The sequence below is a fragment of the Treponema sp. OMZ 799 genome (assembly GCF_024181365.1).
Lineage (GTDB): Bacteria > Spirochaetota > Spirochaetia > Treponematales > Treponemataceae > Treponema_B.
On sequence record NZ_CP051301.1, the window covers coordinates 16,781 to 31,550 of the forward strand.

The following is a 14,770-nucleotide window of genomic DNA, read 5'->3' on the forward strand; positions in this document are numbered from 1 at the left end:
CAATCAGGTTTGCACCTGGTTATTTTTAATAAGTTTTTTTCTTTTAAATAAAAATAAAATTGCAAATAAAGGTATTGAAAAACTTATATTCCATGCTGCATATGGGCTTGCCGCCATTGCTGATGCAGATAAAAAATAAATAGCAAAAAAAGATAAATTTATACTGCCTGTTGTCCAGTTTATTGAGACAGAAAATATGCCAAACAAGATTAAAATACACCATAATACTTTCTTTTTAAACTTAGGAGTTTTTATACATAAAACAAAAATAAATATGGAGTATAACGGCATTAAAATTGCGAGTAAAAGAATAGTAATGTGTTTCCATGTTTTATCTTTTAATGTGAATTTGTTTATGTTTTTTTGTGAATCAGGAGCCGCTGTTATACGAAAGCCCTGTAGTATTAGCGTGTTTTCTTTTTTAAAGTTTAAGGATATAATTCGAAATTCTTTATTTTGATATTCATATTCAAATAAAAACTCATAATAAGTTTGCTCATTTAGTATTTTTTTATGTGAGCCTAACATTATGATATTACTTACTTTTGAATTTGGGATAAGTGTTTCAATATTATTAAATGTTTCTTGCGTAAGCTGTTTTTTTATATTTTCATCTGAATTTTCATATATAAAGTTAAAATCTTTTTCTTTAAATTTAGATATATATTCTTTTGCAATCTCTATCTCCTCATGCGGAGCTATTATACTTACTATATTATTATAACTGCATGAAAAGACCGGAAATAACGATAACAATAAAAGTAAATTTTTAAGATTTTTCATTTTTGCCCTCAATTTAATACTCTTAATAATTATAGATAAATCTCCTTTTCCGGATATTCTTGCTCGATTGACTTTAATTTTGTTTTTTTATTTAAATCAATATCATACAAAAAAAACGTCAAAACCGTTCCATCATGTTCAGTGAATAAAAGTTGGTTGTTGTCTGTAATTCTAACCTTATATACCGAGTTTGAAACTTGAATTAAATTTTTACCGTCATAATCGGAAACGTATAAGGCTACATTATCCTTTGTATTTAGAGTTTTATCGTTGTTTGTGTCTTCATTTACAACAGCATAAATATTTTTATCGCAAGAAATGTTATTTCTGTTTGAGCTTTCAGCAAATCGATATCTATATATAAAAATATTTGATTCAAATAGGTTATACTCTTCGTAATTTTTATCTTTTATAAAAATTAAGTTTGTAATTCCTTCATTACCGGATTTTGCCGAAAAACTTGGGCTTGATTTAAGAGAAACTTTAGGTATATCATCATACAGCCCATCGGCTTTTATTTTAGAGCTTTTAAGGTTAAAAATAAAAACATCTTTTATCTTTTCATTGAATTCTATATATTCCCGTATTTCTTCTTTATTATCAAGTTCAACGATCGCGACTTCATTTGATACGCTGTGGCGGCTTCTAAATGGGTCAAATATACTTATCATAATAATAACCCATGTAACAATTCCTAAAATCGAGAAAATAAAAATCAACACAAAATCAATTTTTTTGATTAATTCAAACGATATTTTTTTCATTTTATATCTCCTACGCTTATGAATATTATATTAGCATTATTGTATATCTTTTGAGCAAGAAGTACAAGATGACGATAAAATAATAAATTATTATCGGGAAGTGTATATTATGCAAATTCTAGATCAGAAAAACTTACGCTTATAGCTGAATTTTGATTGAATTTTTTATATATTGGTTTTTTCAATATTAGCGGATTATCCAAAACATAGATGTATGCTTTATCATCATCAGAATTATAAATACGAGAACGAGGGGTTTTAGGCGGTATAATTTCTTTTACGGGATATAATTTTTTTATCAATACTTTTTTTGCATCTGTATCCCATTCACGAATCCCGATAAATATTGGTTGGTGATAATTGTCATTTCTATAAACAAGGTCTTCCTCTATTCTTTTGATCTCAGCATCTTTATTGATGACAACCGCCCATATGTCTATATCCGATATTTTCATATTTTGACTCCCTGTAAGATAACTATCAAATTCATCTGCGATATTTATAGTTATGTTGTATTTTTTGATTACTTCATATATTTCTTTCCATTCTTTATACAGAATCTTTACATTAGTGTTTGCTGAAAATTCAATTTGATTATTATACTGTGTTAGCAATATAAGAATCTTTTTCGGCTGACTGTAATTTTCAAGAATTTTTAAATACCTATTCATTTGATCTTGTCCAACAGTGCTTAGCCCTATTTTAGTTTCTATAACTATTGCATAATTCTTGCTTAAACAAAGGATATCAAAACGTGCAGAACCAAAACTGGGCTCATAATAAACTTCTAGTGTCTTAACATCTTCCTTTTTAAATTTAAAGTTTTCGCCTTTTATAATTTCTCGAATTACCCTATAGTCAGAATAAAATAAGCAAGCCAAAGTTCTTGATAAACTGGTTTCTTTACGATTGTATAAATCAAACAATGATTTTATTTTTTCCATTTTTTCTCCATGCTTAAAGTATTGCTATAGCACACACAAAAAATTATAAAGGTATACTGTTTTACTTTACAAATTTTCTCGTATTTCCTTAGCTACTCTTTCTAATTCTTCTCTATTCGGCTTGTGATTATAGTACCTTTCAGAAAACTGTAGTTTAAATCCGTCATCTTTATATCTTGGGAAACAGTGTATATGAGCATGGCTCACTTCTTGAAAGGCCGCTTCTCCATCTGCTAAAAAATAGTTAATACCCTCACATTTTATTTTAGACTGACGTATTGCTTTGTTAATTTTATTTGTTACCATAAACATTTTAGATGTTATCTTGTCATCGATTTTATATATGTATTGTTCGTGTATTTTGGGAATTATTAATACATGGCCTGCGTTTACAGGCTGAATATCCAAAAATGCTAAGCAATCATCATCTTCATAAATCTTACTTGCGGGTATTTCTCCCTTTATAATTTTACAAAATATACAATTATCCATTTTTGCTGTCTCCTATTTAGATTATGCTCTTAACAAAACTTCTTCATCCTTAATCCTACATCAATACCTCATTTTTTTCAAGTAAGAAAAAGCATTTGTGTGTCCACAAACCAGAGAAGGTACCCCCTAGCCATAGCAAAAAGCTATGGCACAATGGAATCACCACAAACCGGAAAAATGCCCACAGGTATAGAGTAAAAGCCGCAGCAAAATCTAGCTCAGCGAGGTTATGCAGCGCGGTAGATAAATGATAAAATAGTAGTTGAACAATGTTTATAATCAATCGGAGTATAACTAATCTGACTAAGGGGTGAATATGGCAGAGGGTGATATTTAATGACAATAAATTGTTTTGTATATCATTCACAGGGTGAGCTGCTCTTTGTTTTTTCCATTAATTTTTTTAATTCCGGATATATTTCTTTTATATCATAGTCTTGACTTTTAGGGATAATAAATACTCTTGCAGGACTAATATAAATGAGTAGTATGGTTTTTAGGATTTTTATTTTGTATATATCACGATATTTTAATTTATATGAACTGTATTTAGTTATTTCTTCTAAATCGTATTCGTTAAATTTTATTGTAATTTCTGATTTTAATACAGGATCTCGATTATAAACATATCTGCTGTACAAGATTATCAGAAAGTAATATAGAATAAATAAAAAAAGTGTTGGTATAAATGCCATTATAATAGTGGTAATAATAAATGAAAAAGAAGGATTTTCCATTATTGAAGGTATTTGTACTATCAGAACAATTAAATAACAAAATAAAAAATATTTTTGATAAAAGAAAGCTTCTAATAAAAATTTTGAATATTCTTTTATGCTAATTCTAAAAGTTATAGATTTTTCCATATTTCACTCCTGTCTTTATAGTATAAAGCATTTTATAAAAAAATTCATCTTTTTCAACCAATAAAAAACCATTCAAAATGTTGGATATACATTCTGAACGGTTTTATCTTATTTGTTTACCGCTTTTTAAAATAAACCTCTTATTTTATTTTTTTAAAGATTGCGACACCGTTATGGCCTCCGAAGCCGAGGGAGCCTGAGGCGGCGCAGTTTATTTCGCCTTTGACGCCCTTGTTCGGAACATAGTCCAAATCGCAGCCTGCTTCAAGGTCGGGTTCGGTTAGGTTGATGGTCGGGGGATAAAATCCTTCTTCCATTGCCTTTATACAGAAAATAGCTTCAAGAGCTCCTGCGGCACCGAGGCAGTGGCCTATCATCGACTTGGTTGAAGAAATCTTCATTTTATATGCATGGTCTCCGAAGGCTTTTTTAATCATTGCAGTTTCTGCGGGGTCGTTGATCGGTGTTGAAGTTCCGTGAGCGTTATAGTATTGAACTTCTTCAGGTTTTACGCCTGCATCCGCTAAGGCATTTGTGATGGCTAAAGCCCCTCCGTCTCCTGAAGGGTCGGGGCTGGTTAAGTGGTAGGCATCGGAAGAGGCTCCATAGCCTGCAAACTCTGCGTATATTTTGGCTCCTCTTTTTTTGGCGTGTTCATATTCTTCAAGGATTAGAATGCCTGAGCCCTCACCCATTACAAAGCCCGAACGCTTTTTGTCGAAGGGGCAGCAAGCCTTGGCAGGATCACCTGAGGCGAGGGTTTGTAGGATTGTGAAGCCGCTTATTCCGAAACCTGTAATTGTAGATTCCGTTCCGCCCGAAACGCAAACATCTACACGGCCTGAGCGTACAAGGTCTAGGGCGTTTCCGAGGGCATCGGTACCTGAGGCACAGGCTGTGGCCAAGGTCCAAGACGGTCCCTTTATGCCGAACTGCATACTTATGTTTCCGGCTGCCTCATTCGGGATAAGAAGGGGAACGGTCATAGGAGGAATACGGTCGGGAGCAACTTCAAAATATTTTTTAAAGGCTTCTTGGTAGATTTCAAAACCGCCTATGCCGTTTCCTAGTATGATGCCTGTTCGGTTTGCATCGATGTTTTCTTTTGAAAGGCCTGCATCCTTCATGGCTTGAACGGCTGCCGCTACGGCAAATTGGGTAAAGCGGGCCATTTTGCGTGCATCTTTTTTATCCATAAATTGTGAAGCATCAAAGTTTTTTACTTCTGCCGCTATTTGAATCTTAAAATCGGTACAATCAAATTGGGTAATTTTTCCGATTCCGCATTTACCTGCTTTGATCCCTTCCCATGTTTCATCAAGAGTGTTTCCTATGGGGGTTACGGCACCGAGGCCTGTAATTACAACTCTTCTCATATAAACTCCTTTTTTTGCGTCAATTTTTCGCTAATTTTTATTGTTCCTAAAAAAGAACAAGGTATTTCATTTTAAATAGGCCGTTTTAAGCCTATGCTGCCTAAAGTGTACTTGCTTAGGGCTTCTATGTCAAGTTAGGCCTTATCAAGCCTTTTGACTCCTTATTGCGGCCCTGCTTATCTTTCCGTTGTGGGTCTTAGGCAGGGCTTCTACAAATTCGAGAGAGCGCGGAGCCTTGTAAAGGGCTGCATTTTTCTTTGCAAAGAACATAAGCTCCTTTTCCAAGGCTTGGCTCGGCTTGTACGTTTTGTTTAAAACAACAAAGGCCTTTACAGCCTGTCCTCTTTTTGGGTCGGGAACTCCGGTTACCGCACATTCAAAAACAGCCGGGTGTTGAAGCAAAACCGATTCCACCTCGAAGGGGCTTATACGGAAGCCGGAGCTTTTTATAAGGTCATCGGTTCGGCTTTCAAACCAAAAATAGCTGTCCTCATCCCTATAGGCTGCATCTCCCGTGTGATAAACTCCGTCCTTAAAAACTTCTGCCGTTTTTTCTTCATTTTTATAATAGCCGCCGAACATTCCGAAGGGAACTTTTTTATCCAGACGCAGAATTATTTCTCCCGATTCTCCTGCCTCGCAAGAAGAACCGTCGGGGCGGATAATATCTATTTCATAGCCGGGGGCAGGTTTTCCCATCGAGCCGGGTTTTATTTTCATTCCCGGGAAGGTGCCGGTTGTGAGGGTAAGTTCCGTTTGGCCGTAGCCCTCGCGCAGCTCCAATCCGGTTTTTTCTTTAAAGGTGTTGAAAATATCCATGCTCAGGGCTTCGCCAGCCGTTGTGCACTCTTCGAGAGAAGATAAATCATAGTCTTCTATTTTTTCGCGGATTAAGTATCTGTAAACCGTCGGCGGAGCGCAAAATGAAGTTACCTTGTATTTCGATAGTTTTTCGAGCATGTTTTTAGGGATGAACATTTTCATGTCGTACACAAAGACGGAACAACCGCAAAGCCACTGCCCGTAGATCTTTCCCCACATGGCCTTAGCCCAGCCTGTTTCCGCAACGCTTAAATGCCTTCCGCCTTCTTTTACATTTTGCCAAAACTTTGCCGTTGCTATGTGCCCGAGCGGATATAGAAAATTATGTTCTACCATTTTGGGATTACCCGAAGTGCCGGAAGTAAAGTACAAAAGAGCCGTGTCATTTCCGCAAGGATAGGCTTCTCCTGCGGGGGGCGTAAACTCATCGCTCATATTTTTTACAAGCTTATCAAAGGAAATCCAGCCTTCCATCTCGTCATGTACCCAAACAAGAAGGGGCTTATTATAGGCTGATTCGGCAGCCTTTTGAATTTCTTCCTGCAAGTTTTTTTCTTGTACGGCCATGACCATTTTTATATTGGCGGATTGAATTCTGTACTCAATGTCGTGGGCTGCAAGCTGAACCGTCGCAGGGACGGCTATGGCTCCGATCTTGTGCAGAGCCGGAAGAACGAACCAAAATTCGTATCTTCTTCTCAAAAAAAGCAAAACCGTGTCGCCTTTTCCTATCCCCATCGCCTTAAAAAAGTTTGCCGTCTTATTTATTTGTTTTGCCAATTCTCCGAACGAAAAAATCCTTTCTTCGGTTTCGTCGCACCAGACGAGGGCTTCCGTTTCAGGGCTTTCCTTCGCCATTCTATCTATTATGTCATAAGCAAAATTAAAATTTTCGGGAGCTTTGACTGAAAAAGAGTTATGTACGGTTTCCCAATCATCGCTTTCAATATAGTTTATATATTCTTTATAAAACATAGTTTCACCCTATAAAATAATAGACAAGGCTGTTTCCAAAAGGTTGCAATAGAAAAAAAAGGAAAAATATGCTAGAATTTGGCTTTATGGGAGAGCTTATATCAAGGACAACGAGCGATATCCTTTTGGATATGCTGATAGAGCAAAACGGAAAACCTCTTTCGGGCGAAGAAGCTGCTTTGCGCTTGGGGCTTTCGCGGGTTTCCGTTTGGAAGGCCGTACAAAAACTGCGGAGTGAAGGCTATGATATCGAAGGCGGAAAGAACAAGGGCTATGTCCTAAAGTCTTCTTCCGATGTGTTAAACGCTTTTTTTATCGAAAAGAACTTATCCCGCCTTGCCGAATCTGTTTGCGGCAGCAAAATCGAAGTTTTTAAGACAATAGATTCTACAAACACCGAGGCGAAAAGGCGGTTGAATTCTTCTAATAATGCAGAGTCTCTCCATGGAACTCTTCTTTTTGCTGAGCATCAAACTGCAGGGAGGGGCCGCTTTTCGCGAAATTTTTATTCGCCTGAAGGAGCAGGCCTCTATTTTAGTCTTATTTTCTGTCCATATCTTCCTGCAAAGAATAAAAAGGAAGCTCCCGATCCAAGCCTTTATACGGCAATTTCGGCAGTAGTCATTTGCCGCTGTTTACAGGAATTGGCCTTTGCTCCAAAAATAAAATGGGTAAACGATATTTATCTCAACGGAAAAAAAATCTGCGGCATTTTAAGCGAAGGAATTATCGATATGGAAACCTCTTCAGTACAGGCCGTAATTATAGGCATAGGCCTCAACGTAAAAGAATCGAATTTTCCTCCCGAACTTAAAAACAAAGCCGGAGCACTTTTTAGTGAGACTTTCTCTCTTTCCGGTAAAGAGTGTATTCCGTTTAAAGAAACTTCTTCCTTCAGCCGAAACGCCTTGGCTTCTTCTATTATATCGAGTCTAATCGAAGCTCTTTACGGCCTTCAGTCTAAAGAGAAATTAATGGAAGAATATAAGGGCCTATCCCTCCTTACAGGAAAAAATGTGAGGGTTTTGCCCTTTACCGGTGCCCCCTATGAAGCCTTGGTTCTTGGAATCAGCGATTTAGGTCATCTTATTATAGAAAACGAAGAAGGAAAAAAGGGAGAGCTGATTTCGGGTGAGGTGAGTTTGGAGTTTGAGTCTTGAAAACTTTATTTTTAGTGTCGGCATTTTGCTAGACATAAACATTAAAACATGCTAAAATACAGTGCAAGTAAAAAATTGTTAGTCCGATTTAAACATGCGGAAAAGATTTAGGAGATAAAGTTATGAGTTTTGTAGACGAAATGAAAAAAAAGGCAAAAGAATATGCTAACCGCCTTGTTTTGCCTGAGGGTACTGAAGAAAGGACTCTTAAAGCAGCCCGATCTATCGTAGATGAAAAATTGGTATCGGAACTTTTTTTAATCGGTTCTGATGAGGCTGTTTCTGCAGCTGCTTCTAAAGCAGGAGTAAGGCTGGACGGAATTAAGGTAATTGATCCCAAAAAATCCGAGTGGCTTGATTCCTTTGCCGAAAGCTATTACGAAAAAAGAAAGGCCAAGGGCATGACCCTCGAACAGGCTAAAATAGATATGAGTGCAGAACTCGGTTTTGCCGCAATGATGCTCGTTCAAGATAAGGCAGATGCAATGGTTGCAGGAGCCTTAAACACAACAGCCGACGTTCTCCGTGCAGGCTTAAAGGTTATCGGTACTCTTCCCGGAATGAAAACCGCTTCTTCATGTTTTTTGATGGACACAAAAAATCCCAAACTCGGAGCAAACGGAGTTTTTATCTTTTCGGACTGCGCCGTAATTCCTACCCCCAGTTCAGAACAGTTGGCCGACATTGCCTGCTCTGCTGCCATGAGCTGTAGAACCTTTGCAGGAGTTGAACCCGTTGTTGCAATGCTCTCCTTTTCTACAAAGGGCTCGGGAGGCGACAAGGATGAAAATATTTTGCGTGTCCGCGAAGCCGTAAAAATCTTAGAGGAAAGAAAACCCGACTTTGTCTTTGACGGAGAAATTCAGTTGGACTGTGCTATAGTTCCTTCCGTTATGCAAAAGAAGGCCGCCGATTCTCCCGTCAAGGGACAGGCCAATACCCTGATCTTCCCTGACCTTGGAGCCGGAAACATCGGATACAAACTGGTACAAAGGATTGCCGGAGCAGAGGCCCTCGGTCCCTTCCTCCAGGGCTTTGCAAAACCAATATCCGACCTTTCCAGAGGCTGCTCGGTAGACGACATAATCACCACCTCGGCTGTAACCTTGGTTCAAGCCGGAAGAAAATAAACCTATGGCTAAGTCTGTAAATGCGCTTATAAATGAAGCCATTGAAGCCGGAAAAAAACGCGACTATAAGACTTCAATTTTAATTTTAGAAAAACTTGCCGCAGAAGGCTTAGCCGAAGTATCTTCTCCCTTTTACGGCGAAAAAAAGGGAAATCCCGAAATATATTTATATCTTTCCAGGGCTTGGGCTGCCGTAAACAATTACGGCAGATCCATAGCCTATGGTAAGGCCTACGTTAAAAGGTGCTCATCGGACCCTGCTGCAAATAGCACAAGTCTTCCTATGGGCTTCTTTTTTTTGGGCCGCTCCTATTTGGCCGCGGGACAGTATGACAAGGCTGTTTATTGCCTTGAAAAAAGCTTAAAGCTCAATCCTCATCCTCTTGAAACAAGGGCAATGCTGGGCTCGGCCTATCTAAAATGGAAAAAGCCTCGGCTTGCCCGCGAAACATTTGAAGAAGCCTTAAAATTTGCTCCTTCCGATGCACGGCTGAATGCCGGATATTTAAACTCTCTTTTTGTTGAAGGTGTCTATGAATTAAGAGGCGGCAACGCGGATATGGCCCGCCAAATGTTCAGCTTTGCAATAAAAAACGGGATAGACGGGGTTGCTCCGCGCCTTTATCTTGCACACGCCCTTAAAATGGAAGGTTATCTTCCCGAAGCCCTGGGCCAGTACGAGGCTGCCTGCGAATTCGAGCCCGATGATCCGGCCCTAAAATGGTATCCTGCAATGATAAAGATGCAGCTGGGCGATGCTGCAGGAGCCGCCGAAGACTTTGCAAAGCTGGGAATTGAAATTCCCGATGACGGAGTCTCGGACCGTTTTTTTGCGATGGGCGTTATCAAAAAACACATGGAACGGGGCGACTATTCAAGGGCTGCCGTTGCTGCCCGCATCTTTATAAAAAGTTTTGGAAGCGATGCCGAAATCAGGCTTCTTGCTGCCGAAGCTCAGCGTTCTATGGGGAACACCAACACGGCCTTAGGCCATTATAAATGTGCTCTTGAACACGAGCCCGAAAATCCTTATCCGCATTACGGCATAATGCTTTCCCTCCAAGAAGCATACCGATGGGAAGAACTTAGTGCTGCAATTCTGCGTGCCGAAGCTGCAGGCTCCTGCGATGCGGACGATATTTATTATTATAAAATAATTACCGCCGCCCATATCGATAATCCGCCTGAAGAGGTTTTACCGCATCTTCAAGCCCTTATTCAAAACGGAAGAGCCGATTCGGCAATCTTTAATGCCATGGGCTGCTGCTACATAAAACTTAACATGCCCGATTTGGCTCTCAACTGGTATGAAAGAACTTTAAGCATCAATGAAAAAGATGAGGAAGCTAAAATAGGAATTATCGCCTCTTACGAAAATTTACAATTAAATAAAGAAGCCGATGAGGCCTATGAAGCCTATCTAAAGGAATGGGGAAAGAATATTTACATAAGGCGGGACTACGTACTATTTTTGGAAAAATGCGAGCGTTGGGAAGATGCCGGCAACCACCTTGAAATTTTGATGAGCCAAGGAGAAAAAGTTAATTTTGATCCTGAGCTTGCCTTGTTCCGCCGAAGGGCAGGGCAGTACCAAAAAGCCGCTATTCTTTACAGAAAGATGCTTAGGGCTAAGCCGGAAGAAAGGCTTTTATTACATAATCTTGTATTTTGCCTTGATAAGATGGGGCAAACAAAGATTGCCCTCGACTTATTAAAAGCTGCCGAAAAAATGTTCGGAATTAAAAACGATTCTCTGCTTATTAAGGGAATCCTTCAAATGCGTTTAAAAAAGAAAGAAGATGCAATAAAAACTTTTCAATATATATTGGAAAAAGAACCTAAAAATAAACATGCAGCCGAATTCTTGGAAAAGGCTTACGGGAAGTAATTTATGGAGGAGTGATAAACAGTTCGGCAGAAATTCAGCCTCACTGTTTATCTTCGAGTTTTGTGCTTTGCACAAAACATCGCATTATATGTAGTTTTGCTTTGCAAAACTACTTGAAAAAACTTTTTTCGGAAATTGCTATTTCCTGCAAAAAGTTTTTATGGAGGAAAGATGATTTTTATTTATTATCCGAAATGTACTACATGTATAAATGCAAAAAAATGGCTCGATGATCACGGGCTTTCTTATACAGAAAGATATATCAAGGAGAAAAATCCTACAGCTGCCGAAATTAAAAAATGGCATAAAAAGAGCGGCCTGCCCTTAAAGAAATTTTTTAACACAAGCGGTTTGGTTTATCGCGGTTTAAACCTTAAAGAAAAATTACCGAATATGAGCGAAGAAGAAATGTATAATCTTCTCGCAAGCGACGGTATGTTGGTAAAACGCCCCTTGTTAATTACCGAAACTTCTGTCCTCATCGGTTTTAAACCTAAGGATTGGGAAGCAGCTCTACAAAATCGGTAGAAACTTTTTCGTTAAATTTTTTGTCGTGCTCTACCAAGATAATTGCGGGGCTGTACTTTAAAATCATCCTTTCGATTTGAAGACGGGAAATAACGTCGATATAGTTTAAAGGCTCGTCCCAAATATAGAGATGGGCCGACTCGCAGATTGAATGGGTCAGCAGCACTTTCTTTTTTTGACCGCCCGAATAGGTTTCCATTTTCTTGTCAAAATTGTCCTGCGGAAAATTTAGCTTTCTTAAAGTTGTCAAAAAAATTGTTTTGTCTATATTGCTTTCTTCTATAAAATCGAAAAGCGGGCCTTTTAAAAAATCAAAGTTTTGCGGGATATAAGAAACTTTTAACCCTTGCGCTTTTTTTAAGATTCCGGAAAATTCTATTTTTTCTCCCATCAGTAATTTTAAAATGCTTGATTTTCCCGCTCCGTTTTTTCCGTTAAGGCTTAAAACACCTCCGGCTTCAAGGGAAAAATCGACCGGTGAAAAAATCTTTTTACCGCCATAAGAAACTGAAAGCGCGGAAGCTTCAATAAGGTGCTTTGCGTGATGATGGAGAGGCCTCATAGGAATGTCTTCGATCCTCTCGATATTTTTTAAAAGCTTTTCTTTTTCGGTAACGACCTTATTCGCATTCCGCTCGATATTTTTTGCCCTCTTCATCAGCTTAGCGGCTTTGTGCGATATAAAACCTCTGTCACAAGGGCCTTGTCCTGATTTTGTTTTTTCTTTTAAGTCAGCCCAACCGGCCTTTTGGCGGGCCGCTTCTTTGAGGCGTTTGATTTCTTTCCGCAGCCGGATATTTTTTTCAATCTCAAAATTATCCTGCCGGATTTTATTTTCTTCCCAAGTGTCATAGTTGCCGTTTTGAACATATATTTTATTTTTTTCGATTGTTAAAACGTGGTCAACAGTCCGGTTTAAAAAATCTCTGTCATGCGAAACAAGAATAAAACCTTTTTTCTTTTTTAGATAATCGGCGACAGCGGTTCGTCCGTAAGCATCCAAGTGATTTGTAGGTTCATCAATCAGCATAAACGCGTTTTCATGTAAAAACATAACAGCAAGCAGCACCTTAATTTGCTCGCCCGAACTTAAAGTTTTAAAGGGCCTGTCTGCAATTTCGTCAGAAACTTCCAATAGGGAAAGCTCGCAATCAAGCTGCCAGTCTTCGAGATGAGGTAGTCGGGAAAAAACCGCCTCGCGGACGGTCTTTTTTTCTTCGAGAACATAAGGGAAATATTCAAAGCTGACAGGAGAGATAATCTTCCCTGAATATTCGAGTTTGTTCCGGAGTAAATTTAAAAAGGTGGTTTTCCCGTAGCCGTTCCTGCCTATAAGACCGAGCTTCCAATCCGTATCCAACTGTAAATTAAGATTTTCAAAAACAGGTTCCGCCGAACCATAATAAGCAAAGGTTAAATTCTTAACATCTATTAACATAAACATTCCTTAAAATTAATATTAGTTTTGAGACAATATTTTACATTTTGAAGAATGTTTAGTTATTCATTTTAGATATTAAAAACTCCCTTTGATAAACGATTTGTTATTTATTGGAGCGATTGTACTACAAAACACGATACGAGTCAAGACTGTACCCGCATTGCCTCACGTTAAATCTAACCGAAAAAAAAGCTGTTCATCACGTAAAAATCTAACTTAAAATAGAAGCCCTAAGGAAGGGCAAAATGAGGTTAGATATGAAAATGAGAAAGAAGCTGACTGAGGAAATAGTGAAACGGTACTGCACTGCGTGCAAGAAACAAAAGACGAAAATCCTCGATGAGTTTGTCGCAACAACCAAATACAACCGAAAGTATGCAATTCACATTCTGAAAAACAGTGCATACATAAAAATAACGCATTTTAACAACGTCGCCAAAAAGAGTGTGAATGTTATTAAAAAGACACGAAAAAAGCGAACCTATGAAAAATACTACGGTCAAGACGTACAAGAGCAAGTCATCCGGCTATGGATTTTTTCGATGTACCTATGTTCAAAACGGCTCGTGCCTTTTATACGTGATAATATCGATTACTTTGCTCAAAAGTTCGGTTATGATGAACAACTTAAAGCAAAACTTGCTCGCATATCAAGCGCAACGGTCGGTAGGATTCTCAAGCCTGAAATTCCAAAACATTCTATCCGAGGTATTTCAACAACACGGCCTTCAAAGAATCTTAATAAGCTCATTCCAATCCGCACCTTTTTCGACTGGGATGAACGCAAACCGGGCTTTTTTGAGGTTGACACTGTCGCAAACTGTGGTATAAGTACTAAAGGACAGTATATTTGCACACTTACCCTTACTGATGTTCATTCAGGTTGGACGGAAAATAGAGCCCTTTTAAACAAAGCTCACCGATGGGTAAAAGAAGCGATAGAGGATGTGAAAATAAACTTACCGTTTCAGATGAAAGGTATTGATAGCGACAACGGAAGCGAGTTTAAGAATATGCAGCTTTTGCAATGGTGCAACACGAATAATGTTATCTTTACTCGAAGCCGATCGTATAAAAAGAATGATAATTGTTTTGTTGAACAGAAAAATGACAGTGTGGTAAGACGCATTGTCGGCTACTATCGATTTGAGGGAGAGGAGACACGAAGCGTTATGGCTGACCTTTATGAGCAATATAACATGCTTGTAAACTTCTTTTTTCCTTCAATGAAGATTATTTCAAAGCACAGGGTAGACGCAAAGGTCATAAAGAAATATGATGAAGCTAAGACACCGTATCGTAGGCTTATGGAGAGTTCTGATATAAGCGATGCTGAAAAAGATGAACTGCGACGTAGGAAGGACAGACTAGATTTACAACAGCTGATTGATAAAACACAAGAGCTACAGAGCAAACTTATTTCAATGGCTCACAGCTGGTCTACATAACTACGGTTAGATTTTTACTTGAGTAACGCATATCATTTGGGTTAGATTTTTACATGAGGAAATACGGTACCGATTAAATAGGCTCACAGATTATACAAATTGCAAGCCTAGTTTAACAAAAAAAGAGTTTTACAGTTGCAAATATAGTTTTTT

Annotated in this window: 13 protein-coding genes; 5 read left to right on the plus strand and 8 right to left on the minus strand. The window is 38.3% G+C overall.

Annotation, left to right across the window (positions count from 1 at the left end; all coding sequences use genetic code 11):
- Window positions 1–3: 3 nt before the first annotated feature.
- From E4O04_RS00090 to E4O04_RS00120, 7 genes are all read right to left on the minus strand, one after another.
- Complete coding sequence (locus E4O04_RS00090; RefSeq protein ID WP_253686587.1) at window positions 4–783, minus strand: hypothetical protein; 780 nt, start codon at window positions 781–783, stop codon at window positions 4–6.
- A gap of 29 nt (window positions 784–812) precedes the next feature.
- Window positions 813–1,547, minus strand: coding sequence for a hypothetical protein (locus tag E4O04_RS00095; RefSeq protein WP_253708819.1), 735 nt, complete (start codon window positions 1,545–1,547; stop codon window positions 813–815).
- Between the two features lie 107 nt (window positions 1,548–1,654).
- Entirely contained in the window at window positions 1,655–2,491 is an 837-nt protein-coding gene (locus E4O04_RS00100; protein ID WP_253708821.1) for a PD-(D/E)XK nuclease family protein, read from the minus strand.
- Between the two features lie 66 nt (window positions 2,492–2,557).
- On the minus strand, window positions 2,558–2,983 hold the full coding sequence (locus E4O04_RS00105) for an HIT family protein (protein WP_253686591.1): 426 nt from the start codon (window positions 2,981–2,983) through the stop codon (window positions 2,558–2,560).
- A 359-nt stretch (window positions 2,984–3,342) separates the two neighbouring features.
- Window positions 3,343–3,849 carry a YcxB family protein gene (locus E4O04_RS00110; protein WP_253708823.1) on the minus strand — a complete coding sequence of 169 codons (507 nt, stop codon included), beginning with the start codon at window positions 3,847–3,849 and terminating at the stop codon, window positions 3,343–3,345.
- Window positions 3,850–3,989: 140 nt separating this feature from the next.
- Window positions 3,990–5,225, minus strand: a complete 1,236-nt coding sequence (fabF, locus tag E4O04_RS00115; RefSeq protein ID WP_253708825.1) for a beta-ketoacyl-ACP synthase II — start codon at window positions 5,223–5,225, stop codon at window positions 3,990–3,992.
- Window positions 5,226–5,369: 144 nt separating this feature from the next.
- Entirely contained in the window at window positions 5,370–7,022 is a 1,653-nt protein-coding gene (locus tag E4O04_RS00120) for an AMP-binding protein (protein WP_253708828.1), read from the minus strand.
- 86 nt (window positions 7,023–7,108) lie between these two features.
- Here E4O04_RS00120 and E4O04_RS00125 point away from each other — a divergent pair, with 86 nt between their 5' ends.
- From E4O04_RS00125 to E4O04_RS00140, 4 genes are all read left to right on the plus strand, one after another.
- Complete coding sequence (locus tag E4O04_RS00125) at window positions 7,109–8,182, plus strand: biotin--[acetyl-CoA-carboxylase] ligase (RefSeq protein ID WP_253708831.1); 1,074 nt, start codon at window positions 7,109–7,111, stop codon at window positions 8,180–8,182.
- A gap of 122 nt (window positions 8,183–8,304) precedes the next feature.
- Entirely contained in the window at window positions 8,305–9,312 is a 1,008-nt protein-coding gene (gene pta, locus E4O04_RS00130; protein ID WP_253686609.1) for a phosphate acetyltransferase, read from the plus strand.
- A gap of 4 nt (window positions 9,313–9,316) precedes the next feature.
- Window positions 9,317–11,200, plus strand: coding sequence for a tetratricopeptide repeat protein (locus E4O04_RS00135; RefSeq protein WP_253708833.1), 1,884 nt, complete (start codon window positions 9,317–9,319; stop codon window positions 11,198–11,200).
- Window positions 11,201–11,371: 171 nt separating this feature from the next.
- Window positions 11,372–11,728, plus strand: a complete 357-nt coding sequence (locus E4O04_RS00140; protein ID WP_253708836.1) for an arsenate reductase family protein — start codon at window positions 11,372–11,374, stop codon at window positions 11,726–11,728.
- Here the strand turns inward: E4O04_RS00140 and abc-f are convergent.
- Window positions 11,694–13,166 (minus strand): ribosomal protection-like ABC-F family protein, encoded by a 1,473-nt coding sequence (gene abc-f / locus E4O04_RS00145; protein ID WP_253708839.1) that lies wholly within the window; start codon window positions 13,164–13,166, stop codon window positions 11,694–11,696. The two genes, E4O04_RS00140 and abc-f, sit on opposite strands and share 35 nt — an antisense overlap.
- A gap of 248 nt (window positions 13,167–13,414) precedes the next feature.
- Here abc-f and E4O04_RS00150 point away from each other — a divergent pair, with 248 nt between their 5' ends.
- Window positions 13,415–14,617 carry a DDE-type integrase/transposase/recombinase gene (locus E4O04_RS00150; protein WP_371922250.1) on the plus strand — a complete coding sequence of 401 codons (1,203 nt, stop codon included), beginning with the start codon at window positions 13,415–13,417 and terminating at the stop codon, window positions 14,615–14,617.
- Window positions 14,618–14,770 lie beyond the last annotated feature (153 nt).

Bases quoted from the DNA above. Each gene is read 5' to 3' on its own strand.
- pta (WP_253686609.1), top strand. From the start codon at position 8,305: ATGAGTTTTGTAGACGAAATGAAAAAAAAGGCAAAAGAATATGCTAAC.
- E4O04_RS00095 (WP_253708819.1), bottom strand. From the start codon at position 1,547: ATGAAAAAAATATCGTTTGAATTAATCAAAAAAATTGATTTTGTGTTG.
- E4O04_RS00125 (WP_253708831.1), top strand. From the start codon at position 7,109: ATGGGAGAGCTTATATCAAGGACAACGAGCGATATCCTTTTGGATATG.
- abc-f (WP_253708839.1), bottom strand. From the start codon at position 13,166: ATGTTAATAGATGTTAAGAATTTAACCTTTGCTTATTATGGTTCGGCG.
- E4O04_RS00110 (WP_253708823.1), bottom strand. From the start codon at position 3,849: ATGGAAAAATCTATAACTTTTAGAATTAGCATAAAAGAATATTCAAAA.
- E4O04_RS00100 (WP_253708821.1), bottom strand. From the start codon at position 2,491: ATGGAAAAAATAAAATCATTGTTTGATTTATACAATCGTAAAGAAACC.
- fabF (WP_253708825.1), bottom strand. From the start codon at position 5,225: ATGAGAAGAGTTGTAATTACAGGCCTCGGTGCCGTAACCCCCATAGGA.
- E4O04_RS00135 (WP_253708833.1), top strand. From the start codon at position 9,317: ATGGCTAAGTCTGTAAATGCGCTTATAAATGAAGCCATTGAAGCCGGA.
- E4O04_RS00090 (WP_253686587.1), bottom strand. From the start codon at position 783: ATGAAAAATCTTAAAAATTTACTTTTATTGTTATCGTTATTTCCGGTC.
- E4O04_RS00120 (WP_253708828.1), bottom strand. From the start codon at position 7,022: ATGTTTTATAAAGAATATATAAACTATATTGAAAGCGATGATTGGGAA.
- E4O04_RS00140 (WP_253708836.1), top strand. From the start codon at position 11,372: ATGATTTTTATTTATTATCCGAAATGTACTACATGTATAAATGCAAAA.
- E4O04_RS00150 (WP_371922250.1), top strand. From the start codon at position 13,415: ATGAGGTTAGATATGAAAATGAGAAAGAAGCTGACTGAGGAAATAGTG.
- E4O04_RS00105 (WP_253686591.1), bottom strand. From the start codon at position 2,983: ATGGATAATTGTATATTTTGTAAAATTATAAAGGGAGAAATACCCGCA.